Below are 22,546 nucleotides of genomic sequence, written 5' to 3'. Positions count from 1 at the left end.
GTCTGTACACATAAATTTATTGCAAGCCCCCTGGATCAATCTGGCAATCAATCAATTGCTTCACCTGTCACATCCAATTAAAATGAAAAGAAATATAAATATAAAATTTTGGAGACAGCGGTTTGAAAAAAACCGGCACCCCCTCTACCTATAAACTCAATGAGAGTCTGCGACGCGGGCTCGCTCTATTGCGCGCCATTAATTTTTCTGAAAATGGCTGGTCCACTATTACGGAATTAAGCCGTGCCACCAGCCTGCATCGAACGACTGTCAAACGCATGTTGGAAACGCTTCAACATGAAGGATATATACGCCGCAGCCCTTCTGATGAAAGCTACCGCCTGAATCAGAAAGTCCGTCAACTGAGCGACGGCTTTACCGATGATGAATGGGTTTCGGAAATCGCCAATCCTGTTCTGGGGAAACTGCTGCACCGCGCTGTCTGGCCGTCAGATCTCAGCACACTGGATGGTGACAGCATGATTGTCCGCGAAACCACGCACCGTTTCAGTCCGCTATCCTTTCATCGTTCCATGCTGCGCCAACGCATGCCGATTCTTTTCACTGCGGCAGGTCGTGCCTATATCAGTGCGTGTCCGGAAGAAGAACGCGAAGAAATTTTGCAATTATTGATTCATTGCAATGATGAACAAGCGCCTTTAGCCCGCGACCGAAAACTGGTAGCGCAGCTATTAAACAAGACCCGAGAGCAAGGTTTTGGCTCCAATGATGGAGATTGGAATGACCAGGCCCGCATGAGTGCCATCGCATTGCCCATACAACACGCAGGGCGGGTGCTGGGTTGTCTCAACATTATTTATACGAAAAAGGCCATGACAACCCACGAAGCGGTACAACGGCTATTGCCCGCATTGCAGGAAGCTGTCACCGATATCGAAAGCCAGTTGACCGCTCGCGGACAAGACGCACTGCGCTGAAACCTGCAAACATCAGCGCCTTGGACCGACGCTAACTGGCCAGCATTTCCTGATGCCTGCTGGCCAGACCGAGATAACTTTCGATAATGCGCGCATCATGACGCAGCGCTTCCGCCGGGCCTTCCAGCCCGATTCTGCCGTTTTCCAGCACATAGGCATAATCTGCAACCTGCAAGGCGGCCCGGGCATTCTGCTCCACCAGCAGCACGGACACGCCTCGTTCACGCAGTTGCGCAATGATCCGGAATATCTCGCGGACAATCAGAGGTGCCAATCCCAGACTGGGCTCGTCAAGCATCAGCAAGCGCGGCCTGGCCATGAGCGCCCGCCCCAAGGCCAGCATCTGACGTTCACCTCCGGAAAGCGTCCCTGCCATCTGCTGACGGCGCTGCGCCAATCGCGGAAACAGCGCATACACTTCGCTCATGGTTTGCGCATGATCGCGATGGCCTGTGCGCTGACGCTGATACGAACCCAGCAGTAGGTTATCCTCGATACTCATGCTGCCAAACAGCTCCCGCGTCTCGGGTACCAGCCCCATACCCTGAGCCACCCTGTTTTCGACCTGTGCACCGGAATCCTCATTGCCATCGAAGCGAACGTAGCCGCTGCTCGGCAGCAAGCCCATGATGGCCGATAGGCTCGTCGTCTTGCCTGCACCATTCGGCCCGATCAGAGTCACGATACTGCGTTCGGGTATGCGCAGGCACAAATCCGTGACGGCACGCACCTTGCCATAGTCCACGCACAAGTTATCGACTGCAAGAATATCGGCCATGTCATACCCCTCCGAGATAGGCTTCCAGCACAGCGGGATCGGTCTGGACTTCAGCCGGCAGACCTTCCGCGATTTTTTCGCCGAACTCCATCACCACGACGCGATCGACCAGGTTCATCACGAAATCCATATCATGTTCGACGATCAAGATAGCCATGCCCTCCGCCTTGAGTCGCCGCAATAGCGCCGCCAAGGCCTGCTTTTCCTGAAGACGCAAGCCGGCCGCCGGCTCATCGAGCAACAACAAGCAAGGATCCGTGCAAAGGGCTCGTGCAATTTCCAATATGCGCTGCTGCCCCAACGACAGGCTGCCAGCATCAGCATGCATGTCCTCGCCCAACCCGACACGTTCCAGTTGCACCGCCGCCTCACGCAGCAAACGCGACTCCTCGGTGCGCTCAAGATGCCAGGCTGCGGGTAATACGCCACCACGACCCCGCCTGTGCGTACCGATCGCGACGTTTTCCAGCACAGTCATGCCAGGCAACAGACGCACATGCTGGAATGTCCGGCTCATGCCCAACGCCGCGATTTCACGTGCACTGCATCCCGTGACTGACTTGCCCATGAAATGTACTTCGCCAGAGGTCGGCGTATCCACGCCCGACAACTGATTGAACATGGTGCTCTTGCCCGCCCCGTTCGGCCCGATCAGTGCCAGGATTTCCCCCGCATGCACATGCAGGCTCATATTGTTGTTTGCTATCAGGCCGCCAAATCTGCGCGTAACATTGCGCGCCTCCAGAATCCGCTCGCCTGCGGGCGGCTGACGACGACGGGGCAAAGGCAAAGCACCGGCATCTATCCGCCGCGGTTTGCGACGGACCGGCACCAGACGTTCCAGGATCGGCCATAGCCCCTGGCGTGCACGATGCAGCAGCACAATCATCAGCACACCAAACACGATAATTTCATAATTGCCGGCCGAGCCGAACAAACGCGGAAGAATGTCCTGCAGCCATTGCTTGAGCAGCGTAATGACTCCCGCACCCACCAACGCTCCCCATACCTGCGACGCGCCCCCGATAACAGCCATAAACAGGTACTCGATCCCGACATTCACATTGAACGGCGTCGGATTCACAAAGCGCTGCAAATGGGCATACAGCCAGCCCGCCGTGCTCGCATGCAAAGCGGCGATGACAAAAATCACCATGCGAGCCCTGGCGGTATCCACCCCCATGGATTCCGCCATGACGATGCCTCCCTTGAGTGCCCGGATCGCCCGCCCTTCGCGGGAGTCCAGCAGATTACGGGTGGTAAAAATCGCCACCAGCAATACCAGCCAGACCAAGTAGTAGTACTCCCGGTTGTCCGACAGCGCATGGCCGAATATTTCTATCGCCGGAAGATTGGAAATGCCGGAATGCCCGCCAAGAAACTCCATGTTGCCAAACAGGAAGTACAGGCTGATGCCCCAGGCCAAGGTCCCCAGCGGCAAATAATGCCCAGACAACCGCAAAGTGACCGAACCCAGCAAGATGGCAATCAATGCCGTCAGCAGCCAACCGATCAACAAGGCAAGCCAGGGCGACCCGCCAGCAAACGCCAGCCAGTGTGGCAAGGCCTGACTGGTCGTGAGATAGGCCGTCGTATAAGCGCCCAGACCGACAAAAGCCGCCTGTCCGAAGGAGGTCAGTCCGCCCACTCCTGTCAGCAGTACCAACCCCAATGCCACCAATGCGGCCAAGCCGACATAGTTGAGCAAGGTGACGGAGAACTCCGACAAGATCAGGGGCGCCAACAGAACGCACAGCAAGAAAACACCCAGCACCACACAGCCGGACAATCCGCGCGCAGGTTCCGGTGTCCCCACAACAGTTACCGCGTTTTCAGTCGAGGCACTCATTCATCCTCCTCCATGTGATGAGCATTGATAGAACGCCACAGCAGCACTGGAATAATGAGTGTGAACACAATGACATCCTTGAAAGCGCTGGCCCAAAAGGAAGCGAAAGACTCCAGCAACCCCACCAGCAATGCGCCGATGGCAGCCAGGGGATAGCTGGAAAGCCCTCCGATAATGGCCGCCACGAATCCCTTCAGGCCGATCAGGAAACCGCTGTCGTAGTAAATCGTCGTCAACGGACCAATCAAGGTGCCCGACAGGGTGCCGATCAACGCCGCCAGAAAAAACGTCTGGCGACCGGCGCGAACAGGGGAAATTCCCATCAGACGCGCACCATTGCGACTGATGGCCGTGGCCCGCAACGCCTTGCCCCCCAACGTGCGTCCAAAATAGAGGTACAGCGCTGCCATCAGCAATGCCGTCACCGCCAGTACCACCAGCGTGTGTCCGCTGACCAGCATCAGCCCCCATTCAAAATTCCTGTCGCTGAAGGGCGCAGTACGCGATCCCTCCGGCCCGAATATCAACAGCCCCAGGCCGACCATGGCCAAATGCAGGGCAACGGCAATAATCAGCAATACCAGCACGGGCGCCTGCGCTACAGGCTGAAAGGCAATGCGATACAACATCGGCCCCATGGGCACGACAATCGCCAGCGTCAAACACAACTTGAGCGCCAAGGGCAAAGCCTGTCGCGGCAACAGCCATAGCAGCAGCGCCAAGACCAGCGGATAGACGAGATTCAACAGAACCGAACGCAAACGCTGGGCGCGATTGAGTTGACTCATCACCATCAGATCCGCCCCCAGCGCCAGCCCTCCTGCGCCAAACAAAAGCCAGACAGTACCGGGGTACTGCCCCATTTCCAGCGCCGCCATCGTCAGAGCGCCCCACACAAGGAACTCTCCTTGTGGAATAAAAATCACGCGCGTCACTGCATACACCAGCACCATGGCCAGTGCCAGCAGCGCATAGATGGCGCCGCTGGTCAGGCCATCCTGTGCCAGCAACGCAAATATCTGTGCATCCATCAAACCGAACTCCCCTGCCAGGCAAGGCCATCATTTCGTGCCCAGCGCCTGAGCGATTGCCATTTCACGATTCCGCAAGAAACAGCCAGCCCCGGCCCATCGCCCTTGCGTTTCCAGCACTGCCGGCCGTCCCCGACGACACATCCCGGCCACCGCCACCGGTGGCCGGAGCCCTGCCTATGGCACGAGTTTCCAGCGATTGTCTTCAACCGTAATCAACACCACGGCTTCAGGGTCATAGCCCGCATGATCGGCGGCACTCATCCGGTACACCCCGTTCGTGCCCACCAGGCCATCGGTTTGTTCCAGGTTGTCACGCAAAGCATTGCGAAATTCAGGCGTACCAGGACGGATCTGCTGTCGCTGCGCAGCCAGAATGGCATCCTGCAACAACAACCAGGCATCCCACGAGGCGCCTGCGAAGGTAGAACGGCTATCCGGGCCATGCCGCCCTTCCAATGCCTGCACAAAGGCTGTCGCAACGGTCTTGTTCGGATGCCCATCAGGCAATTGCTCTGCCACCAGCACCGGTCCTACCGGTATCAGCGCCCCTTCCACGGCTTTACCGCCGACACGCAGGAAATCCTTGCTGGTCACGCCATGCGACTGATAGATCGGCCCTTTGTAGCCACGTTGCCGCAGCGTAATCTGCGGCATCACCGCTGGTGTGCCCGAGGCCCCTACGAACACAACATCCGGTTTGGCCGCCAACAACTTGAGCACCTGTGCTTGCACACTGGCATCAGCGCGTCCAAAACGCTCGGACGCCACAATGTCCAACTTTCCTTCTGTCTGGGTTTGCAGCGCATTCCAAAGCAGATCGCCCCAGGAATCGGCGAAGCCGATAAAACCCACAGTTTTGGCGCCACGCGCCTGCATATCGCGCACGATACGTTGCACCATGATGTCGGCGGAGGGCTCGCTACGGAACACATATCGGCGTCCGTCACCCTCGACATTCAACGGTGCCACGGACACCATCGGTGTCTGCGCCGTGTTGGCAATGTCCGCGATCGCAATGGCATTGCTGATCAAGTTTGGCCCCAGCAAGGCATCTATACGATCCTCACTGATCAGCTTGCGTGCATTCTTCACGGCGTTGGTCGGATCGGTCGCGTCATCCAGCAGGATGAAGTTCACCTTCTCATCCCCGATACGTTCGGGAAACAGCGCCAGGGCACGGCGGGTATCAGCCCCCAGCGCAGCGGCCGGCCCCGTCAACGATGCAATCACCCCGATATTGATATCTGCCATTACCGGCGCCGGCAGGATCGCGACAAGCGTGCCGGCAACCATCAGTTTGCGAAAAATCATGGTTGGTCTCCTCGTGTTTTTCTTGAAATGAAACGACCCAAATGACAGCCTGGAGCGGTCGCAACTCCTGAAAACCGGTTTACGTCCTGCAAGCGCCTAGTCGTCGGCCAACCGGCGAAACCGTCCACCCATGTACAGCAAGGCATCCCCAGCGCTGTCCTCACGCGTCGCCAGGACTTCGCAGAGAAAGGCATAGTGAGTGCTCTCATCGAACACCTTGACCACCCTGCAATCAAAGCTGGCCTTGGCGCCAGCCAATACCGGCGCTCCGCTAAGCCCGCCATCCCACTGGCCGTAACGAAAGCGCGCCTCCCCCTGCACGCCGGGCAACATACCGGCGAACGCCCGCGCAAGCTCTTCCTGGTGCGCCGCCAGCACATTCACGCATAAGGCGCCCTGCGTCAGGATGGTCGTGCTGGCATAGACATTCTTGTTTGCGAAAACCACCAGGCGAGGTGGTTCAGCCGTGACCGAACAAACCGCCGTCGCAGTGAAGCCGGCACGCGTGTCGCCAACTCCTGCCGTAATCACGGTCACTGCCGCTGCAACATGCCGCATGCCGCCACGATGCGCATCGGCATTCACCAGCGGCAAAGCTGCCAGGGTGTCGCGGGGTGTCCATTCCTGCAAGGAACTGAGCGCTGGCAGAACTGCATCGTGCTTGCCCATAAGACTCTCTCTGGCCAAAGACATGGATTCACGCAGCCTGCACGGATGCAGGTGCTGGCTTGTAGCCAAAGGGATTGACGGGAGGTAGCGGTACCCCAAGCATGACGCCCCCGAGCAGTTCACCAATGTTGTCCTGATTCTGCGTAATGTGATTGGCGCCCACCAGGATGTCACGCATCTGGCGCTGCATAGGACTGCTCAGCCACACGCCACGCGTTGCCGTTTTCTTGAAAATCATGTGGGCAGCATCAAAACATTCTCCGCCGGTGAACTGGTTGGTAGAGAAATGGCGTACACGGACGTCCAGCGGCACCAGTTCGCCCCGGCTGGCATAGCGCCAGGCTTCACTGGTGTTATGCAGCACACGCGCCTCTGCGCCCAATATCTTCGCTGCAGCTTCGCCTAGCCTGCCCTTGATGAAGGGATCCTTGACGGCAGACCCCACTGCCTGATTGATGTTCTGGCGCGGCACCATGTGCTCGATATACATATCCGCCATCCCTTTGGCCATGCCGATGATGACGGACGAGACTGCCGCGTAGAACACGTAGAAAAACGGCATTTTGTAGAGATTTTCGACATGACCATGTGTCGCCTCGCCATAGGCACCGATGACATGGCTGCGATAATCCGGAACGAAAACCTCACGTACCACCAATTTTTTGCTGCCTGTCCCCGCCAGACCCACGACATGCCAATCGTCCACAATCGTGAAGTCGCTGCGCTGCACCCAGAAAGACCGGAATACGGTCTCCCCGTTTTCCTCGACCCGACCGCCAAGAAATGCCCCGCCTGCAGCGTGATCACAACCGCTGGACGTCAACCAATCACCATTGAGAACATAGCCACCCGCCACGGCCTTCACCGTGCCAAAGGGTGCGTAGGACGAAGACACCAGACGGGTATTGTCCTGGCCCCACAGTTCATCACCACAACGTGAGTCCAGCAGGCCGACCTCGAAAGGATGCACCCCCAGCACCATGACGTTCCAGGCACTGGACGGGCATCCACGCGCCAGCTCCATCAGCACCCGGTTCAACACGTTGGGCTGCATTTCATAACCGCCCCAACGTCGCGGCTGCAATATCCGGAAGAAACCCGCCTCCTGAAAGGCTGCAATGGTGTCATCGGGCACCATGCGCGCCTTTTCCACCGCATCTGCCTTTGCACGCAGCATGGGAATCAGCGCTTGGGCACGCGCGACAATTTCATCTTCTGTTGGATTCGCCTGGGCGGCGATATTCGGGATACTCATAGCATGTCATCCTTGTGGCAACGCATGGGGTCGCCGCCTCTCATCAAAAACAGGAGAACCGGCAAGCAGGCCCACGCCAGGCGCGCAGCATCCGGCCGGCTGCGTCGATAGCGGCGCAGCAGGTACTGGAAACTTCGGGGGGGGTTTGTCGGGTAATGCGCTGCTGCGGCAGCGCACCAGCACGGTAGCTATCCGTGCGAAATGAATGGGGCCATCATGTCTGTCTCCCTGTCCGGTTCTATGTATCGGACATCCTGTAGAGATGCCTGATTTATGTGAATGAATTGTAGGAACCGGCCAGATAGGCCTGAAACTTAATTGCACCTACGTGCACTCAGTGCACTCCATCCTTGTACGCGAACAGACAAGACTCACTCCACCGGCAGCCCCCATCACCAGCATGACCGTTGCCGGATAGGCGCGATGAGCAGAGACATGCGTTATGCTCCCGCTTTCGTTCCCGGATATTTGAAAAAGGAAGACACATGACCCAAGCCAGCGCCCGCCACATCCTCGTGGACTCGGAAGCCAAGTGCAATGAGCTGAAGGCCGCCATCGAAAACGGCGCCGATTTCGCCCAGGTGGCCCGCGAGCACTCCAGCTGCCCGTCCAGCCGCGATGGCGGCAACCTGGGTACTTTCGGCCCGGGCCAAATGGTGCCGGAATTCGATCGCGTGGTGTTCAGCGCCCCGGTCAATGTGGTGCAAGGCCCTGTGCGTACGCAGTTCGGCTACCACCTGGTGGAAGTGACCAGCCGCCAGTAAGCCGGTCCCTGCGCCCTGCGCCGCAAGGATAAAAGCGTCTCGGGCCATTTGGCTCGAGACGCTTTTTCATGCAGCCCCCGCACCGATCAGTGCCGGGTGCCGCGCGGGCGGAAAATCAAATGCCCAGGAAACGGAAAGGTTTGCTTTCCTTGAAGTTCGCATTGGCTTCGCCGAAGAAAATATTCTTCTGATCCGGCCCCAGATCAAGCTTGAGAACCTTGCCGCTCTTTTCCGAGAAATCCAGCGCTTTCAAATCCACCCAGAAGGTATTAGGCGTCAGCGCGGATTCAAAGTAGTACTGCAGGCGTTTCTGGTCGGCCACCGTGCGCCAGCGCGTGGACGAGATATTGGGCTGGTCCGGGGTGGTCAAGCCATAGGGCACCGATACATTTCGGATCACGCTGAAGACACTGGCGATGGTTTCACGCTGATCGCTGGTCTTGGGAACGGCATTGATGTAGAACGAGGCACGGGCGAAACGATCCGAGGCACGGTTGGTGCCGGGCAGCATGCTGGTGCCACCGATCTGCTGCCAGTATTCGTTCATCGCCAATTGTTTTTCAAAGGTCGGCGAATTGGTCATGACCTGATAGGCACGGCTATGGTGAATGACCTGTTGGCCGTCAATGTATTCGACAATGGCGCTGTCACCGCTGGCATCGGACATCGACAGATGCAGGGTCGCCAGGCGGTCTTCACCCGGCACGTTGTCCGTCACCAGGGTAAAGGGCTCGGATTCCAATACCTTGACGGCCTCTTCGACCGTCGCGAAGTTATCCAGCACGTATTGCGCCCAGGCTGCGATCGTCAGCCCCGGCTTGTCGCCCCCGAGTGTCGGGTATTCAGATTCCACCAGCCACAGGACGCTGGCCGACAGGCCCGCTTCATTCAGGCCGTCCGTCGTGGAAATGTCATAGCCGGAAGCGATCACGCTGCCGTACTTGGATGTCCATTTCAGCGAATTCGGCCCGGCTTCGCCAGTCCGTTCCATGCCCCGGGGGAAGACCCACAGGTTCGTCGCAACGTCGGTTTTCCAGTCCATGGAACGGGCCGTCACGATCTGCCCGTCGATACCGTGATAAACCACACGCGTGCAAGCGTCGGCGTCCGGCGCCGCTGCCACGCCCACCGCCAGGAAAGCCGCTGCCAAAGTGGCAGCCAGGCCTTGCTTGGAGAATTTCATGAGTGTTCCTCCTGTGACATGAATCCCATACCGGCCATGCGTGCCGGCATCTTTTCACCATTATGCCCGCAGCATGCAGGAACCAGTCGAAACATTCCGTTGCAGCCGCCCGGCTCTCCCGCGCCAGACACCTTCACAACTCTGACATCTGCTTAAGCAGGAAGCCCGCTAGAATGCCGGGCCAGGTCAACGCATCTTGCTCATGCCGCGCTGGCTGACGCCATTTACATGAACCCGCCCTTTCTTTCCGTGCCAGTTCCATGCGCCACATGCCTCTGACCCCACAACGATTCCCTGCCCGGGCGTCCGGTAGTCTTTCGCCTCGCGCGCCGCTGGCCGCGCTGAGCCTGGCTATCGCCATGGCCGTTTTACCCCTGACCAGCCTGGCCGCCCCCGACAGCACGGCGCCCGTCGCCATTGAGCAGATCCCCGTCAGCCAACATGCACTGGGGAGTTTCCCGTTTCTGAATGCGCCCACGGGTTATTCCTACCATTTCCACGAAGGCATCCCCCCGCAGGCCATCAGTGATTTCGGCCGCGAGTACTTTGCCGTTAACGGCAAGCTGTACCGCCAGGAAGGCAAAACCTTCAAGACCACGCTGGAAAAGGCCCGCCATTCGCCGGGGCGCTTCAATCAGGCCCAGCTCGAAGCCAGCTACGAACGAGCCATTACCGCACTGGGCGGCGTGAAGGTACACGACGGCAAGGTCGCCAGCGAAGAGCGCGAACGGGTCGGCAAGGCCGAACTGCTGGACAAGCAATATGGCTATTCACTGCTCGTCCCTGACCATGTGCAAACCTATGTGATTCGCCGCCCCGGCTCGGAAGTCTGGATTCAGTTTTCCTCGCTGGACGAAGAGAGCGGCGTCATGACGATTCTGGAAACCGCTGCGCTGGAGCCGCTGGCCGTATCAGCAGTCGATGCCGCGCAGCTGGGGCAGGCGCTGGCCCGGCAAGGCCGGGCTACGCTGGATATTCTGTTCGATACCGATCAGGCTTCGCTGACCCCGGCAGGCGCCTTGCTGGCCCTGGAAATCGGCAAACTGCTGCGCGAACAGCCCGGCCTGACATTGACGATCGAAGGCCATACGGACGATACAGGCAGCGCAGCGCATAATCAGGCGCTCTCGCAACGGCGCGCTGAAACGGTCGTTGCCCTGCTGGGTACCCTGGGCATTGCACCGGCGCGGCTTCAGGCCGTCGGGCGCGGCGCCACCCAGCCCCGGGTCGCCAATGACAGCGCGGCCAACCGCGCGCTGAACCGGCGCGTAGTGCTGATACAAGGCAACGCACAGCAATAAAGCCGTGGCGGCCGGGCAAACCGAGCATCACGCTCCAGAAAACGCCGCCTGTATGGATGTCGCAGTCAACGGCTACCGCGGCTTGTCTGGCAAGCAAGCCGCAAGGCCATTCCCGTTTCCGATGAGGCACAGGCTTTCGCCCTGCTCGGTGCAGAAGGCAAACAGGCCTCACGGGATCATGACAATGCGGCCCAGCGGTTTCGCTGTTTCCGCATAGGCATGGGCCGCGGCCGCCTCCGACAGCGGGAATGTGCGGTCGATGATGGCCCGGATGCGTCCGTCGGCGACGGCCTGCAACAGTGCATCCACGCTGGACCGGACAGCAGGTCTCTCGAAAAGCGGCCCCATAAATACCCCCGAAAGTGTCTGGTTGGCCTGCATGGCTGGCCATAGATCGACGGTCAGGTTGCCGCCACCCGCATTGCCGACGAACACCAGACGGCCCTCGGGCGCCAACGCAGCCAGGGAATCCTGAAGCGTTGTGCCCACCGGATCGACGACAAGCTTGGCGCCAAGGCCATGCGTCATCTGCCGGACGGCACCCACGACATCATGGGCCGTGCGATCCACCACATGATTGGCACCGAGTTCAAGCAGCCGGCAGCTTCGCTGCGTTCCACTGGTCACGGCAATGACCGTGGCACCTGCCTGTGCGGCAAGCTGGACGGCGGCCAGACCCACGCCGCCGGCAGCAGCCTGGATAAGAACGCTTTCTCCAGACACGAGCGCACCGCGCGCGAAAAGGCAGTGATGCGCGGTTCCGAACGAGATCGGCAGTACCGCTGCTGACGCCGCATCCACCCCATCGGGTATGCGCCATGTTCGCCCCACCGGCACGGCCCAGCGCTCCGCATACGAGCCTTTCAGGTCAAACGCCGCGACCCGGTCTCCAGCCCTGCGGCTCGTGACATTCGAGCCGATCGCCACGACCGTGCCCGCTGCCGCGTAGCCGACGACCCAGGAAGGCTGAGGCGGCGTTATCAAACGACGGTTGATGAGATCGCCCCCTTCAATCGAGATCGCCTCCACCGCAATCAGGACATCGTCAGGCCCGATGGCCGGATCAGGAATGTCGGCATATCGCAAAACCTGGGGGGCGCCTGCTGCGTCGTAAACGGCTGCTTTCATCATGGCTCCTTGCTCTCGGCGAGGCGTGACATGGTGCGATATTCCATCCAGGCACCTCTTCCCATCTTCCTGTGCAAGCCACCCATGCCTACTGCTTGCACAGCACTTCCTCAAGTTTCTCGCGCCCGGCGCCCATCAACCATGAACGCAAAGAGATCAGTTCAGGATTGAGCTCTCGCATCAGATTGAAATCGACACGCTCGGCAAGAGGCCCGTCTTGCAGGCTGGCAGCCATGTGAGCCAGGTCCGCCTGGGCAGCCAGCACATCATCAGGGAACCGGGCATAGGTGATGGGTCTGCTGGCGGCTTCCGAGAACACAGCCTCCAGTTCCCGACCCGTCACGCGATCACTGGCGATTTTCAAGGTTTTCCCGGCAAACCGCGCCTTGTCAGCGAACAGGGCGGCAACGATTTTCCCGATGTCTTGCACGGCAGTGAGCTGGATCGAGTGATCACGGTGGATCAGAGAAACCAGCCGTCCTTCATCCAGCCCCAAGCCAGGTCGCACGAGCATCTCCATGAAGATCATGGGGCGGATGATGGTTGCCGTGAGCGGCAGTTCGCGGATGTATGCCTCGATACGAGGCTTGGCGTCGAAGCGCGGGACGCCTGTCAATGTGTCGCCAGCACTCGCGCCCGAGGAATAGATGAAATGCTCGATGCGGTGTTTTCCTGCCAGATCGGCAACATGCGTGCCATAACGGACTTCCTCTTCTGCCGACAGGTTGGCGGGCATGACGCTGAACACGCCATGCACATCCTCCATGGCCGACGCGATGACCTCTGTCTCTTGCAATGCCCCTTGCACGAGTTCGGCGCCCGCGTCACGCAACACGATTGCCGCAGGTTCGGTGGGATCCTGCACAAAAGCGCGAACGGGCCAATGAGCCTTCAACAACGCTTTTGCCACTGATCCGCCTTGGCGGCCAGTGGCGCCGAACACCAGGATGGGGCGAGGTATTTCAGTCATGATTCCTCTCGAAAAATTGAGAATGCCGTATTCTTTCCCCTATCCCTGGATTGTGGGAGACGGCACTTTTTTGAACCTGAGCAACCTGGAGCGAGGTGGCCTGGTGGCGGGCCACTATCTTCCCGAGGTGCCTCCGCGCGCGGAGTATGAAATCACGGCACTGGACAAAAGCCTGCTGCACGCGCTGGAGAATATCAACCGGTGGATCAAAGATAATCTTCCGCATGTGGAAGCATCGCGCCAAACATACGACACCCACCCGCGCTGATACCTGGCTGCCCCGCAGGACTGACGGAGACAGACACCAGGAGCACCGCCAAACGAAATGGCCGTGCTGCCACTGCCCCCCTTCCACGACGCCCCGATGCTTAGGGCAGCTTGGCAATGACCTTGATCTCAAACTGGAATCCGTACAGCCATGTCACCCCGATCCCGGTCAAGGTGGGGTAAGGCGCTTCCCCCCAATATTCCGGCAAGACGCTCAGGATGGCTTCGAGGTTCGACTCGGGATCGACGACAAAGAGAGTGACGTCAAGCACATCGCCGAAGGTACAGCCCGCAGCGGTGAGAACGGCATTAAGGTTTTCGAATGCCAGCCTGACCTGCATTTTCAGATCGGGTTCAGGCGAACCATCCTCGCGGCTACCCACTTGCCCGGAAACAAATAGGAAGCCATTGGATTTGATGGCCGGCGAATAACGATTGCGCTCATAGAGCGCCTGTCGGCCCAGGGGGAAAACCGCTGCACGTGTTGTCATGTTTGCACCTTTGCAATGGGGGGGAATCTCCCCATCAACACGGAAACTTTACAGGTGCGGGATCGAGTGGATAAAGAAGCAACTTTGCTCATCATTGTTTGTAGAATCCAAACAATCTGAGAAAAAAGAGGTCAGGAAATGGATCGCTTCGATGCGATGCGGGCCTTTGTTCGTGTGGTGGAGGCAGGCAGCTTTACCAAGGCAGCCCAGACACTTCACATGAGCAGAACAACGGTCACGCAGCTCATTCAGCAGTTGGAGGCGCGCCTGCGTGTCAGGTTGCTCCATCGCACCACTCGCAAGCTCGGTGTCACAGCCGATGGTGCAGCCTACTACGAACGTGTCACCCGTCTTTTGGCAGACATGGACGATGCGGAAACCAGCCTGTCCAATGCCGCGATTACACCCAGGGGACGGCTACGGGTGGATGTCCCCAGTCCGCTGGCGCGCCTCGTCCTGGTGCCGGCGCTACCGGCTTTCCATGCACGCTACCCTGACATTCAATTCGAAATGGGCGTGAGCGACCGGGTGGTGGATCTGATCAGCGACAACGTGGATTGCGTCTTGCGCGGTGGCGAAATCAGCGATCATTCCCTGATCGCACGCCATGTCGCCGATTTGCAGATCGGCGCCTATGTCGCACCGAGTTATGTGGCACGCCTGGGCACCCCTGCGCATCCACGGGAGCTGGAAAACACCGACCATCGCATCGTGGGATTCCTGTCCTCACGCACCGGCAGGGTTCATCCCCTGACACTGCACGGTGAGCATGAAACCATTGAAATCAAGAGCCGCTATGTCCTGGCAGTGGATGATGGCAATGCCTACCTCGAAGCGGGTTTAGCGGGCTTGGGCGTGATTGCGCTGCCAAGCTATATGGCAGCAGCGCATCAGGCTTGTGGCGCCCTGATTCCGTTATTTGAACAATGGCGTTTTCATCCCATGCCGCTTTACGTGGCATTTCCACCGAATCGCCATGTCAGCGCCAAGCTGCGCGTTTTTATTGATTGGATCATTGAATTGATGCAGCCGCACGCCCCGCATTCCCACCAGGATCAGCGCTAACCCCGGCCTCCTGCGTCCCCTGCGCGGTGTCAGTCACCCTGCCGCCGACCGCGCAGAACGAAACGCTGCGCGGTCGTCCGATGCCCACGACACCCGTGATGCGGATATCACGGCGGAGAATGAGGCAGGTGATGTAGCAACGGCAGGGGCGATGCCCGCATCCATGGCCTGCCCTGCCGGCGATTGCGATCAAGCGCCCCGCTTTTGCTTCAGCCGCTCGATCAGCAAGGGGTCATACGCTGGCGATCGTACTCGCCGGCGTCCGGTTTCGGGTTCGGCCAGCGGCTCGGCCAGTTGCACCATGCTGTCCGGCGCTTCCAGGGCCAGGCGCTGATAGATCAGCGTACCCTCACGCTTCCAGGCGATTTCCTGTTCGCTCAGTGCCCGCACCACCCGTGCCGGCGACCCCATGACCAGGTGGCCTTCCGGGATTTCCATGCCGGCCTTGACGAAGGCCATGGCCCCCACGATGGCATTGGCCCCCACCACGGCACGGTCCATCACCACGGCATTCATGCCCACCATGGCGTTACGGCCTACCGTGCAACCGTGCAGGATAGCGCCATGGCCAATATGCCCTTCTTCCGCCACGATGACATCGGCATCCGGGAAACTGTGCGCGACACAGTTATCCTGAATGTTGGAGCCCGCCTCGAGCACAATGCGGCCGAAATCGCCACGCAACACCGCTCCCGGACCAACATAGCAGGCGGGGCCGATGATGACGTCACCGATGAGCGTGGCCGACGGATGCAGCCACGCGCTCGGGTGCGCCACCGGCACGACACCATCAAAAGAAAAGATCTGTGCCATGGCTGCGTTCCGCCTTATTGCCAGGTCTTGGCGACCATGGTCAGGACGTCATACTGGGCAACCAGCTTGCCATCCTGATTGGTCACGATGCAATCCCAGCGGACTTCACCGTGTTCGGCGCTGCTGCGAGGATTGATTTCCTTGCAGGTCAGGCGTACGCCCAGCGTATCGCCGGCATACACCGGCGTCAGGAAACGCAGGTTGTCCACGCCATAGTTTGCCAGGACGGGGCCCGGCGCCGGGTCCACGAACAAGCCGGCAGCGAAGGACACGATGAGATAGCCATGGGCGACGCGGCCATCGAAGAAGGGATTGGCCTTGGCCGCCGCTTCATCCATGTGCGCGTAGAAGGTGTCGCCGGTGAAATTGGCAAAGTGCTCGATGTCATCCAGCGTGACTGTGCGCTTGGCCGTCACCAGTTGATCGCCGATCTGCAGTTCCGCCAGCGACTTGCGGAACGGATGACGACCGTCATTCTGGGCCGGGGCGCCATCAAGCCAACGTCCGGTCACGGCAGCCAGCAAGGCCGGCGCACCCTGCACGCCGGTGCGCTGCATGTAATGCATGACGCTGCGCAGGCCGCCCAGCTCCTCGCCGCCGCCCGCGCGGCCCGGTCCGCCGTGCACCACGCCAGGCACGGGCGAACCGTGGCCGGTGGAGCTGCGCGCGCTGGCGCGGTTGCCGATCATGACCCGGCCATGGTACGGGGCAATGCCCAGCACCACGGTCTCGGCCACGGCGGCATCGTTGGTAAAGAGCGAGGCCACCAGGCTGCCCTGGCCACGGCGCACCAGTTCGATGGCTTCTTCCAGCGTGTCATACGGCATGATGGTGCTGACGGGCCCGAACGCCTCGACTTCATGCACCTTGCGGGCGGCCAGCGGTTGTTCGCACAGCAGCACCACCGGCGCATAGAAAGCGCTGCCCGCCGTATCGGCCTGTACGGCGTCACCCACGACGACGCGAGCCTCAGCCAGCAGTTCCTGCACGCGTTCCTGTACCTCGACGCGCTGATCGGGGCTGGCCAACGGGCCCATGGTAACGCCTTCGGTCGTCGGGTTGCCCACCACAACCTTGGCCAGCGCGGCACGCAAGGCCTCGACCACGGCTTCGGTATGGGCGCGCGGCACGATCACGCGGCGGATGGCCGTGCACTTCTGCCCGGCCTTGGTCGTCATTTCGTTGACGACTTCGCGCACGAACAGCTTGAACTCTTCCGAATCCGGGCCGGCATCGGTCCCCAGCACGGAGGCATTCAGGCTGTCGGCCTCCATGTTGAAGCGCACCGAATTGGCCACGATGGCGCGGCCGGTCTTGAGCTTGTGCCCGGTGGCCGCCGAACCGGTGAACGTCACGACGTCCTGGCCGGCAACATGGTCCAGCAGATCGCCGGTGCTGCCGCAAATCAGTTGCAATGCGCCTTCGGGCAGCAGACCCGTATCCAGGATGCGGCGTACCATCAACTCGGTCAGATAGGCCGTCTGGCTGGCCGGCTTGACGATGGCCGGCATACCTGCCAGCCAGGTCGGGGCCAGTTTTTCCAGCATGCCCCAGCACGGGAAGTTGAACGCGTTGATATGCACCGCCACACCTTGCAGCGGCGAGAGAATATGTTGCGCGCTGAAGCTGCCGTCCTTGGACAAACGCTCTACCGTGCCATCGACCAGTACGCGAGTGTTGGGCAATTCCCGACGGCCCTTGGAGGCATAGGACAGCAAGGTGCCAATACCGCCTTCGATATCGACCCAACTGTCCACGCGCGTCGCGCCGGTACGCGAGGAAAGCGCATAGAGTTCTTCCTTCACTTCCAGCAGCGCCAGGCCGATGGCCTTGATCATGCTGGCGCGCTCGTGGAAGGTCATGGCGCGCAGTGCCGCGCCGCCCGCCTCGCGGCCATGCGTCAGGATGGCCTGGTAGTCCAGGCCGGTAGCGTCGATCACGGCGACCGCTTCGCCGGTCGAGGCATCCCGCAGGGTCTGGCCTGCGCCCGTGCCGGCCGTCCACTTGCCGCAAACATAGCTTTCCAGCCGACGCGGAGAGTGAGTAGATGTGCTCATGAAGCTTTCCTTCTTAATCCTGTTACAGGAAAAGCATAGGCAGCCTGCGGCTGCCCATGCCTAATCAGTGTCTATTGTCATGACGCCGCCAGGGGGCGAAGATCCTGTTCGATCCCGGCCCCCGGCGGCGCAGGCCGGCGCCCGGCTTACAGCTCAAGCGCCGCCAGACAGTCTTCCAGCCGCTGCTCCCAACGCGTGAGCAGCACTTCGTTCGGCTCGTGGCGCAGACCGAAACGCGCCAGCGTGTCATAGCGCGCCGACCCGGCATGGCCGAATGTGGCCGCGACACGGGGACGCCAGTAGGCGATGGATGCCAGTGCATCTGCCCGGCCTTCTGGGCTGGCAACGATACGCTCCAGACCTTCCAGGCCCAGCTCCGCATGGCGCCGCTCACGCGGTTCGATTTCACGGAATATCTCGGCCAGCGGGCCATAGGACACACGCGTGAATTCCTCGAACTGCACGCCTGCCGCCAAGCCTTGCAGCACGTTCATGACGACCGCATCGGTCCAGCCGGTGAAGGGATAATGGAACACCGACAGGCGCATGTCCGCACCATGCCGTGCTGTACCCAGGTCGGCATCACGCGCCACGCGGGCCGCCCAGTCGTGCTGACGCTGATAGCGTTCGACGTCAGTGCCGAAGGTCTGCATGATGTTCAGCACGCGTTCGGCGTGATCGGCCTTTTCCAGCGTAATACGGCTGGCGGCGATGCGTTCACGGATGCCGGGGGCATAGTTGATCGAAGCGGCAAACCCCGCTGACGCGGCCAGTTCGCTGTCCACAAAAGAGGACATGAGCCGCATCAGCTCGCCACGGTAGCGTGCCGGCGCATTGCCAGGCGAGGTCAGGATGCCGCCCTGCGCCAGATACTCTTCGATATTCATCGTTTCGGACATGGATGTCTCCTCCCGCCGCTCAGTTATTCATCGTAGCTGACGACCACGCGGTCGCTCAGCGGGAAGCCCTGGCAACTCAGCACATAGCCCTGTTCGACTTCGTAGTCTTCCAGCGCATGGTTGATGGCCATTTCGACTTCGCCTTCCAGCACCTTGCACTTGCAGGTGGAGCAGACCCCTGCCTTGCAGGCGTAGGGCGCGTCCATGCTGTTTTCCAGCGCGGCATCCAGAATGCTCTGCCCCTGTTTGGGAAAAGCAAAACTGCGCACCACGCCATCCAGCGTGACCGTGGCTTCACATACGCCCACATTGGTCGTGGTGGAAGTTGCGTTTTCCTTGCGGCGCGCCTTGCCCGGCTGCGCCGAGGCGAACAGTTCGAACTTGATGCGTTCCTTGGGCATGCCATTGCCCGCCAGCGCATCGGCAATGGCCAGCATCATGGGCTCGGGGCCACAGATGAACGCGGTATGCACCGATTTCAGGTCGATCCAGCGGTGGAACAGCTCATCGCACTTCTGGCGATCGAGGTGCCCGGTGAACAGGTCGATTTCCTGGCCTTCACTGTTGAACACATGGATGACGGAGAACCGGCCCAGGTATTCGTTTTTCAGGTCTTCGAGTTCCTCACGGAACATCACCGTGCTGATCTGGCGGTTGGCATAGACCAGCGTGAAGCTGGACTTGGGCTCGCGCGCCAGCGTGCTCTTGATGATGGAGAGCACCGGCGTGATGCCGCTGCCCCCCGCAAAGCCCAGGTAATGACGGGCACTCTCGGGCTCCAGCGGGATATGGAAGCTGCCCATTGGCGGCATGGCTTCCAGGATTTCGCCCGGCTTGAGCTCGGTATTGGCCCAGCTGGAAAACGCCCCGCCGTCCACGCGCTTGATGCCGACGCGCAAGGCGCCTTCATCCAGCCCGGAACAGATCGAATAGGAACGGCGCAGTTCATCGCCGTCAAACGCGCGGCGGAACGTCAGGTACTGGCCGGGAATGAAGTTGAACAGCTCACCGTCTTCCGTGCGCGGCTTGAGCGTTACCACGACGGCATCACGGGTTTCGCGACGCACATCAACAACTTGCAAGGGGTGAAAGCGTGCCATGGTCTCCTCGCTGGCTAGGCTTCTCTATGCACTTGATTCAAATGCACTTGAAATAATCGAATGGTTCCAGGCAATCCAGGCAGCGATAGCTGGCCTTGCATGGCGTGGAACCGAACTGGCTGACCCTGGCGGTATGCGTGGAACCACAGTGCGGACAGGAAACGGCCGGGCCGTTTTCCTGCCGCAGCCAGATTCGCTTGCCCTGCCCGGCCGGCGCGACATCGCCGGCCTCTTCCACAGGCGGTGCAATCCCGTAGCCGCGCAGGCTTGCGCGCGCCTTGTCACTCATCCAGTCGGATGTCCAGGGCGGCGAAAGCTGGCGTTCCAGACGCAGGTCAGTGACGCCATGGGCGCGCAACGCCGCCTCGATATCCTCATTGATGACAGTCGTGGCCGGGCAACCCGAATACGTCGGGGTCACCACGACAACCAGGGTCTCCCCTTCGTAACGGACTTCGCGGATGATGCCGAGATCCACCAGTGAAATCACGGGAATCTCGGGATCAGGCACGCCTTCCAGCCACTGCCATACCTGCTCGATTTCGGGGCGCGAGAGCGTATCCATGGCGCGCTCCGCTACCAGGTGCAGCCAGGATAGGCGCGTTGCAGGAATTGCATTTCCGCCAGGATGAAACCCAGGTGCTCGGTATGGCGCCCCTGTTTGCCGCCACGATGCGCATACGTGCTTTCCGGCAGTTTCAGCGTGGCCTGTTCCAGAACAGCACGCACCGTCTGCATCCAGGCATCGCGCAACGAGGCAGGTGCCGGCGCGATACCGGCCTGTGCCACTTCTTCGTCACAGGCATCGCCCAGGAACATTTCCCCGGTGTACGACCAGAGGTTGTCCAGCGCAGTCTGCATGCGTTTGTGGCTTTCTGCCGTGCCGTCGCCCAGGCGGATCACCATTTCGCTGGAGCGATCCAGGTGGTAGCTGACTTCCTTGATGGCCTTGCCGGCGATTTCGGCGACGCGGGCATCGCTGGAGTCCATCAGGGCTTCCAGCTGCAGGATGTGCCAGGCATCGAACAGGAACTGGCGAACCAGGGTGTGCGCGTAGTCCTCGTTGGGCTGTTCAACCAGCAGCAGATTGCGGAATGCCACGGCATCACGCAAATAGGCGAGGTCATCGGCCGTCTTGCCTTCGTCTTCGACTTCGGCAGCCAGGCCCAGCCAGAACTGCGTCTGGCCGATCAAGTCCAGCGCCACGTTGGCCATGGCAATGTCTTCTTCCAGAATGGGCGAGTGACCACACCATTCCGAAATGCGATGCCCGAGAATCAGCGTGCTATCGCCCATGCGCAGCAGGAATTCGCGCAGCGCCTGGGTCGAGGCTTGTTGGACGATGGTAGTCATTACATGTGCCCCACTTCTTCAGGAATTTTGAAAAAGGTCGGGTGGCGATAGACCTTGGAGTTGGACGGTTCGAACAGCGGGCCCTTCTTGGAAGGAACGCTGGCGACGATGTCGTCCGATTTCACTGCCCAGATGCTGACGCCTTCGTTGCGACGGGTATAGACGTCGCGGGCATTGTTGATCGCCATTTCAGCGTCAGGCGCGTGCAGGCTGCCGACGTGACGATGGTTCTGGCCATGTTGACCACGGATGAAGATTTCCCACAGGGGCCATTCTTGCGACATGATGATTTGCTCCAGATAGTGTTTTCGATGTGTCAGGGGCCGGCGCGTCAGGCGGCCAGCTTGCGCAGGCGCTGCTTGTCGGCGTGTGCGGCCAGGCCCTCGCGGAACCAGGCGCCGTCGTCCCATGCCTTGACGCGCGCGCTCAGGCGTTCGCGGTTGCACGGGCCGTTGCCGGCGATCACTTCGAAAAACTCATTCCAGTCAGGTTCGGAGAAGTCATGCGCGCCGCGCTCTTCATTCCAGACCAGGTTTTCATCAGGAATGGTCAAGCCCAGGTACTTGGCCTGCGGCACGGTCTGATCAACGAACTTCTGGCGCAGTTCGTCATTGGTATTGATCTTGATCTTCCAGGCCATGGATTGCGCCGAGTGGATCGAGTCCTTGTCGGACGGGCCGAACATCATCAATGCCGGGTACCAGAAGCGGTTGAGCGCGTCCTGTGCCATGGCTTTCTGTTCCGGGCTGCCAGCGCACATCTTCATCATGATGTCGTAGCCCTGGCGCTGGTGGAAGCTTTCTTCCTTGCAGATGCGGATCATGGCGCGGCTGTACGGTCCGTAGGACGTCCGCTGCAGCGGCACCTGGTTCATGATGGCAGCGCCATCCACCAGCCAGCCCACTGCGCCGATGTCGGCCCAGTTCAGCGTGGGGTAGTTGAAAATGGAGGAATACTTCATCTTCCCGGCGTGCAGCAGTTCGACCAGTTCGTCGCGGCTGACGCCCAGGGTTTCGGCCGCACAGTAGAGGTACAGGCCATGACCGGCCTCATCCTGAACCTTGGCCAACAGGATGGCCTTGCGTTCCAGCGTGGGCGCGCGCGTGATCCAGTTGCCTTCCGGCAGCTGGCCCACCACTTCCGAGTGGGCGTGCTGGCCGATCTGGCGGATCAGCGTCTTGCGATAGGCTTCGGGCATCCATTCCTTGGGCTCGATCTTTTCGCCGCGCTCGATGCGCTCCATGAATTCCCGTTCCTGCGCCGACATTTCTTCGAGGCTGCGTACGCGCTCGCTGTCGGTTTTAATCATTTGTGCATACAT

At 60.2% G+C, this 22,546-nt stretch carries 23 protein-coding genes; 5 read left to right on the top strand and 18 right to left on the bottom strand.

Features of this window, described 5'->3' with window-relative positions; genetic code table 11:
- The first annotated feature begins 122 nt into the window (after nt 1-122).
- The gene (locus ACNA1V_RS10145) at nt 123-938 is read left to right on the top strand and encodes a DNA-binding transcriptional regulator (RefSeq protein WP_415833503.1); all 816 of its coding nucleotides are present in this window, start codon (nt 123-125) and stop codon (nt 936-938) included.
- A gap of 31 nt (nt 939-969) precedes the next feature.
- Here the strand turns inward: ACNA1V_RS10145 and ACNA1V_RS10140 are convergent, their stop codons facing one another.
- From ACNA1V_RS10140 to ACNA1V_RS10115, 6 genes are all read right to left on the bottom strand, one after another.
- Nucleotides 970-1,716, bottom strand: coding sequence for an ABC transporter ATP-binding protein (locus tag ACNA1V_RS10140; RefSeq protein WP_415833502.1), 747 nt, complete (start codon nt 1,714-1,716; stop codon nt 970-972).
- A 1-nt stretch (nt 1,717) separates the two neighbouring features.
- A complete protein-coding gene (locus ACNA1V_RS10135) occupies nt 1,718-3,565 on the bottom strand; it encodes a branched-chain amino acid ABC transporter ATP-binding protein/permease (protein ID WP_415833501.1) in 1,848 nt (615 codons plus the stop codon).
- Nucleotides 3,562-4,596, bottom strand: coding sequence for a branched-chain amino acid ABC transporter permease (locus ACNA1V_RS10130; protein WP_415833500.1), 1,035 nt, complete (start codon nt 4,594-4,596; stop codon nt 3,562-3,564). The genes ACNA1V_RS10135 and ACNA1V_RS10130 overlap by 4 nt, the downstream gene beginning before the upstream one ends.
- Before the next feature lie 177 nt (nt 4,597-4,773).
- Nucleotides 4,774-5,910, bottom strand: coding sequence for an ABC transporter substrate-binding protein (locus tag ACNA1V_RS10125; protein WP_415833499.1), 1,137 nt, complete (start codon nt 5,908-5,910; stop codon nt 4,774-4,776).
- Between the two features lie 96 nt (nt 5,911-6,006).
- Nucleotides 6,007-6,579 carry a flavin reductase gene (locus ACNA1V_RS10120; RefSeq protein ID WP_415833498.1) on the bottom strand — a complete coding sequence of 191 codons (573 nt, stop codon included), beginning with the start codon at nt 6,577-6,579 and terminating at the stop codon, nt 6,007-6,009.
- A gap of 28 nt (nt 6,580-6,607) precedes the next feature.
- Nucleotides 6,608-7,834, bottom strand: coding sequence for an acyl-CoA dehydrogenase family protein (locus ACNA1V_RS10115; RefSeq protein ID WP_415833497.1), 1,227 nt, complete (start codon nt 7,832-7,834; stop codon nt 6,608-6,610).
- 464 nt (nt 7,835-8,298) lie between these two features.
- Between ACNA1V_RS10115 and ACNA1V_RS10110 the strand changes: the two genes are divergently transcribed.
- Complete coding sequence (locus ACNA1V_RS10110; RefSeq protein ID WP_415833549.1) at nt 8,299-8,598, top strand: peptidylprolyl isomerase; 300 nt, start codon at nt 8,299-8,301, stop codon at nt 8,596-8,598.
- 115 nt (nt 8,599-8,713) lie between these two features.
- Here the strand turns inward: ACNA1V_RS10110 and ACNA1V_RS10105 are convergent, their stop codons facing one another.
- Nucleotides 8,714-9,781: a linear amide C-N hydrolase gene (locus ACNA1V_RS10105; RefSeq protein WP_415833496.1), complete on the bottom strand. Its 1,068-nt coding sequence runs from the start codon at nt 9,779-9,781 to the stop codon at nt 8,714-8,716.
- Nucleotides 9,782-10,140: 359 nt separating this feature from the next.
- Here ACNA1V_RS10105 and ACNA1V_RS10100 point away from each other — a divergent pair, with 359 nt between their 5' ends.
- Nucleotides 10,141-11,082, top strand: coding sequence for an OmpA family protein (locus ACNA1V_RS10100; protein ID WP_415833495.1), 942 nt, complete (start codon nt 10,141-10,143; stop codon nt 11,080-11,082).
- A 168-nt stretch (nt 11,083-11,250) separates the two neighbouring features.
- On the opposite strand, the gene ACNA1V_RS10095 is transcribed toward ACNA1V_RS10100, so the two are convergent.
- Both ACNA1V_RS10095 and ACNA1V_RS10090 read right to left on the bottom strand, forming a co-directional pair.
- Complete coding sequence (locus ACNA1V_RS10095; RefSeq protein ID WP_415833494.1) at nt 11,251-12,213, bottom strand: quinone oxidoreductase family protein; 963 nt, start codon at nt 12,211-12,213, stop codon at nt 11,251-11,253.
- Between the two features lie 85 nt (nt 12,214-12,298).
- A complete protein-coding gene (locus ACNA1V_RS10090; protein WP_415833493.1) occupies nt 12,299-13,180 on the bottom strand; it encodes an NmrA/HSCARG family protein in 882 nt (293 codons plus the stop codon).
- Between ACNA1V_RS10090 and ACNA1V_RS10085 the strand changes: the two genes are divergently transcribed.
- The gene (locus ACNA1V_RS10085; protein ID WP_415833492.1) at nt 13,179-13,448 is read left to right on the top strand and encodes a winged helix-turn-helix transcriptional regulator; all 270 of its coding nucleotides are present in this window, start codon (nt 13,179-13,181) and stop codon (nt 13,446-13,448) included. The two genes, ACNA1V_RS10090 and ACNA1V_RS10085, sit on opposite strands and share 2 nt — an antisense overlap.
- 100 nt (nt 13,449-13,548) lie before the next feature.
- On the opposite strand, the gene ACNA1V_RS10080 is transcribed toward ACNA1V_RS10085, so the two are convergent.
- Complete coding sequence (locus ACNA1V_RS10080; RefSeq protein WP_415833491.1) at nt 13,549-13,938, bottom strand: RidA family protein; 390 nt, start codon at nt 13,936-13,938, stop codon at nt 13,549-13,551.
- A gap of 138 nt (nt 13,939-14,076) precedes the next feature.
- Between ACNA1V_RS10080 and ACNA1V_RS10075 the strand changes: the two genes are divergently transcribed.
- Nucleotides 14,077-15,003 (top strand): LysR family transcriptional regulator, encoded by a 927-nt coding sequence (locus ACNA1V_RS10075; RefSeq protein WP_415833490.1) that lies wholly within the window; start codon nt 14,077-14,079, stop codon nt 15,001-15,003.
- A 189-nt stretch (nt 15,004-15,192) separates the two neighbouring features.
- On the opposite strand, the gene ACNA1V_RS10070 is transcribed toward ACNA1V_RS10075, so the two are convergent.
- The 8 genes from ACNA1V_RS10070 to paaA form a co-directional block, all read right to left on the bottom strand.
- Nucleotides 15,193-15,816 (bottom strand): acyltransferase, encoded by a 624-nt coding sequence (locus ACNA1V_RS10070; protein WP_415833489.1) that lies wholly within the window; start codon nt 15,814-15,816, stop codon nt 15,193-15,195.
- A gap of 14 nt (nt 15,817-15,830) precedes the next feature.
- Complete coding sequence (paaZ, locus tag ACNA1V_RS10065; RefSeq protein ID WP_415833488.1) at nt 15,831-17,873, bottom strand: phenylacetic acid degradation bifunctional protein PaaZ; 2,043 nt, start codon at nt 17,871-17,873, stop codon at nt 15,831-15,833.
- A 146-nt stretch (nt 17,874-18,019) separates the two neighbouring features.
- Nucleotides 18,020-18,772, bottom strand: coding sequence for a Phenylacetic acid catabolic protein (locus ACNA1V_RS10060; RefSeq protein WP_415833487.1), 753 nt, complete (start codon nt 18,770-18,772; stop codon nt 18,020-18,022).
- A 23-nt stretch (nt 18,773-18,795) separates the two neighbouring features.
- Nucleotides 18,796-19,872 carry a 1,2-phenylacetyl-CoA epoxidase subunit PaaE gene (gene paaE / locus ACNA1V_RS10055; protein WP_415833486.1) on the bottom strand — a complete coding sequence of 359 codons (1,077 nt, stop codon included), beginning with the start codon at nt 19,870-19,872 and terminating at the stop codon, nt 18,796-18,798.
- A gap of 37 nt (nt 19,873-19,909) precedes the next feature.
- A complete protein-coding gene (paaD, locus tag ACNA1V_RS10050) occupies nt 19,910-20,437 on the bottom strand; it encodes a 1,2-phenylacetyl-CoA epoxidase subunit PaaD (protein WP_415833485.1) in 528 nt (175 codons plus the stop codon).
- A gap of 11 nt (nt 20,438-20,448) precedes the next feature.
- Entirely contained in the window at nt 20,449-21,225 is a 777-nt protein-coding gene (paaC, locus tag ACNA1V_RS10045; RefSeq protein ID WP_415833484.1) for a 1,2-phenylacetyl-CoA epoxidase subunit PaaC, read from the bottom strand.
- Nucleotides 21,225-21,509, bottom strand: a complete 285-nt coding sequence (gene paaB / locus ACNA1V_RS10040) for a 1,2-phenylacetyl-CoA epoxidase subunit PaaB (RefSeq protein WP_415833483.1) — start codon at nt 21,507-21,509, stop codon at nt 21,225-21,227. Before paaB ends, paaC begins: the two co-directional genes overlap by 1 nt.
- A 47-nt stretch (nt 21,510-21,556) precedes the next feature.
- Nucleotides 21,557-22,546, bottom strand: a complete 990-nt coding sequence (paaA, locus tag ACNA1V_RS10035) for a 1,2-phenylacetyl-CoA epoxidase subunit PaaA (protein ID WP_415833482.1) — start codon at nt 22,544-22,546, stop codon at nt 21,557-21,559.

This window comes from Kerstersia similis (assembly GCF_965139615.1).
GTDB lineage: Bacteria > Pseudomonadota > Gammaproteobacteria > Burkholderiales > Burkholderiaceae_B > Kerstersia > Kerstersia similis.
The sequence above is the reverse complement of the archived record's forward strand: the minus strand, read 5'-3'. Positions and strand labels throughout refer to the sequence as shown.

Bases quoted from the DNA above. Each gene is read 5' to 3' on its own strand.
- paaD (WP_415833485.1), bottom strand. From the start codon at position 20,437: ATGGATACGCTCTCGCGCCCCGAAATCGAGCAGGTATGGCAGTGGCTG.
- paaZ (WP_415833488.1), bottom strand. From the start codon at position 17,873: ATGAGCACATCTACTCACTCTCCGCGTCGGCTGGAAAGCTATGTTTGC.
- ACNA1V_RS10095 (WP_415833494.1), bottom strand. From the start codon at position 12,213: ATGATGAAAGCAGCCGTTTACGACGCAGCAGGCGCCCCCCAGGTTTTG.
- ACNA1V_RS10090 (WP_415833493.1), bottom strand. From the start codon at position 13,180: ATGACTGAAATACCTCGCCCCATCCTGGTGTTCGGCGCCACTGGCCGC.
- ACNA1V_RS10120 (WP_415833498.1), bottom strand. From the start codon at position 6,579: ATGGGCAAGCACGATGCAGTTCTGCCAGCGCTCAGTTCCTTGCAGGAA.
- paaC (WP_415833484.1), bottom strand. From the start codon at position 21,225: ATGACTACCATCGTCCAACAAGCCTCGACCCAGGCGCTGCGCGAATTC.
- ACNA1V_RS10105 (WP_415833496.1), bottom strand. From the start codon at position 9,781: ATGAAATTCTCCAAGCAAGGCCTGGCTGCCACTTTGGCAGCGGCTTTC.
- ACNA1V_RS10140 (WP_415833502.1), bottom strand. From the start codon at position 1,716: ATGGCCGATATTCTTGCAGTCGATAACTTGTGCGTGGACTATGGCAAG.
- ACNA1V_RS10060 (WP_415833487.1), bottom strand. From the start codon at position 18,772: ATGTCCGAAACGATGAATATCGAAGAGTATCTGGCGCAGGGCGGCATC.
- ACNA1V_RS10080 (WP_415833491.1), bottom strand. From the start codon at position 13,938: ATGACAACACGTGCAGCGGTTTTCCCCCTGGGCCGACAGGCGCTCTAT.
- ACNA1V_RS10100 (WP_415833495.1), top strand. From the start codon at position 10,141: ATGGCCGTTTTACCCCTGACCAGCCTGGCCGCCCCCGACAGCACGGCG.
- paaE (WP_415833486.1), bottom strand. From the start codon at position 19,872: ATGGCACGCTTTCACCCCTTGCAAGTTGTTGATGTGCGTCGCGAAACC.
- ACNA1V_RS10125 (WP_415833499.1), bottom strand. From the start codon at position 5,910: ATGATTTTTCGCAAACTGATGGTTGCCGGCACGCTTGTCGCGATCCTG.
- ACNA1V_RS10130 (WP_415833500.1), bottom strand. From the start codon at position 4,596: ATGGATGCACAGATATTTGCGTTGCTGGCACAGGATGGCCTGACCAGC.
- ACNA1V_RS10075 (WP_415833490.1), top strand. From the start codon at position 14,077: ATGGATCGCTTCGATGCGATGCGGGCCTTTGTTCGTGTGGTGGAGGCA.
- ACNA1V_RS10085 (WP_415833492.1), top strand. From the start codon at position 13,179: ATGATTCCTCTCGAAAAATTGAGAATGCCGTATTCTTTCCCCTATCCC.
- ACNA1V_RS10070 (WP_415833489.1), bottom strand. From the start codon at position 15,816: ATGGCACAGATCTTTTCTTTTGATGGTGTCGTGCCGGTGGCGCACCCG.
- ACNA1V_RS10135 (WP_415833501.1), bottom strand. From the start codon at position 3,565: ATGAGTGCCTCGACTGAAAACGCGGTAACTGTTGTGGGGACACCGGAA.
- paaB (WP_415833483.1), bottom strand. From the start codon at position 21,509: ATGTCGCAAGAATGGCCCCTGTGGGAAATCTTCATCCGTGGTCAACAT.
- paaA (WP_415833482.1), bottom strand. From the start codon at position 22,546: ATGTATGCACAAATGATTAAAACCGACAGCGAGCGCGTACGCAGCCTC.
- ACNA1V_RS10115 (WP_415833497.1), bottom strand. From the start codon at position 7,834: ATGAGTATCCCGAATATCGCCGCCCAGGCGAATCCAACAGAAGATGAA.